The 1,895-nt window shown below is 47.9% G+C and carries 1 protein-coding gene; it reads left to right on the top strand.

What is annotated here, in order from left to right:
• The first annotated feature begins 558 nt into the window (after positions 1-558).
• Positions 559-1,824 carry a group II intron reverse transcriptase/maturase gene (gene ltrA / locus EIZ37_RS25450; RefSeq protein ID WP_134687564.1) on the top strand — a complete coding sequence of 422 codons (1,266 nt, stop codon included), beginning with the start codon at positions 559-561 and terminating at the stop codon, positions 1,822-1,824.
• Positions 1,825-1,895 lie beyond the last annotated feature (71 nt).

Here is a 1,895-nt window from a genome sequence, read left to right as displayed (position 1 = left end):
TTTGTGCGCCCAGCATGGGCGATAGCTATAGGGTGAAAGTCCCGAACGGGGGTTGGCTGTACCAACCGTTAGCCTAAGGCAAGGGTGTCGACCGTGAGGTCGAATCTGGAGGAAGCCAGCGGCAAAGTCCCGACCTGAGGTACACGAATCCAATTTGAGGCTGTTGTATTCGGGCGAGTCTGCAAAACAAGGCAAAGCCCCATACAGCCAAGGGATACAGCAGTAAACTTGGGCAGGTGCATGGGATGAAAGTTATCGCTCTTACCTGGGGAGATCTGCATGATATGCCTTCAACTGTTGGTAACCGCCTTCGCAAAAAGGCGCTGAACATGCAGAAGTCAGCAGAAGCCATAGTACCTAAGTAGAGGACGCTCGAACAGGGAAGGGCTGAACATCAAGTCAGTACGCGAACCTTGTCTTTTGCTACGATACGTCGAAGCAGAATTCCATATAGGTACTACTTTTGAAGAGCAGGGGTGAAGCCCCGAGGGTACAAAAGAGGGCTGAGTATCGTACAGCAAACAAGGAACTCGCGTACGCGAAGGAAGGAATGTTGGTATGGATTTGCTGGAGAAAGTTCTGTCACGGGAAAACTTACGAATGGCTCTCCAACGAGTGGAAGCAAATAAAGGTGCCGCCGGAATCGATGGTGTTTCAACCGAACAACTACGCGACTATCTGCGCGAACACTGGCCAACCATCCGTGAGCAAATGGAAAGGGGGACCTATAGGCCTTCACCAGTCCGCAGAGTCGAAATCCCGAAAGCTGACGGTGGTGTAAGGCTTCTTGGTATCCCCACTGTGGTAGATCGTTTTATCCAGCAAGCCATTCTTCAAGTATTAACACCGATCTTTGACCCCTGTTTTTCGGAATCAAGCTATGGGTTTAGACCGAAACGTAGCGCCCACATGGCTGTCAGACAAGCACAAATTTTTATCACCGAAGGGTATCGCTTCGTAGTTGACATTGACCTAGAGAAATTCTTCGACCGTGTGAATCATGATGTACTGATGAGCCGAGTTGCTCGCAAAGTACAGGACAAGCGCATGTTAAAACTCATTCGATCCTATCTAAACGCAGGTGTCATGATAAATGGCGTTTGTATAACATCAAGTGAAGGAACGCCACAAGGTGGCCCACTAAGCCCATTACTCGCAAACATACTACTTGATGATTTGGATAAGGAACTCGAAAAGAGAGGCCATCGCTTCTGTCGTTATGCTGATGATTGCAACGTCTACGTTAAAACAAGACGTGCAGGGGAACGAGTGAAGGAAAGCATTCAAAAGTACTTGGAGAAGGTGCTTAGGCTAAAAGTAAATCAGCAGAAAAGTGCGGTAGACCAACCGTGGAAACGTAAATTCCTGGGTTTTAGTTTTACACATGTAAAACAGACTAGGATTCGTCTACACCCAAAATCCCTCGTCAAGCTAAAAGAGAAAATCCGCAAGATCACGAATCCGATGTGGAGTATCTCAATAAATGATAGGATTGAAAAGCTAAACCAGTATCTTATGGGATGGATTGGATATTTTGCCCTTGCAGACGCAAAGGGTATCCTACTGTCTACTGAGGAATGGATAAGGCGCAGGCTCCGTCTCTGCTTGTGGTCACAGTGGAAACGAGTGAGAACCAGATACCGAGAACTTCGTTCTCTGGGGATTTCACATGTGAAAGCAATAGAAATTGCAAACACCCGAAAGGGTGCATGGCGTACCACTAAGACCCCACAAATACACAAAGCCCTCGGTATTGCCTATTGGCAACAACAAGGGCTGAAAAGCTTAACACACCGATATTTCGAAATTCGTAAAGCTTGGTGAACCGCCGTATACCGGTCGGTACGTACGGTGGTGTGAGAGGTCGGGGGTTAGTCACCCCCTCCTACTCGATT

The sequence above is a fragment of the Brevibacillus migulae genome (assembly GCF_004521915.1).
Classification (GTDB): Bacteria; Bacillota; Bacilli; order Brevibacillales; family Brevibacillaceae; genus Brevibacillus_F; species Brevibacillus_F migulae.
The sequence above is the reverse complement of the archived record's forward strand: the minus strand, read 5'-3'. Positions and strand labels throughout refer to the sequence as shown.

Bases quoted from the DNA above. Each gene is read 5' to 3' on its own strand.
- ltrA (WP_134687564.1), top strand. From the start codon at position 559: ATGGATTTGCTGGAGAAAGTTCTGTCACGGGAAAACTTACGAATGGCT.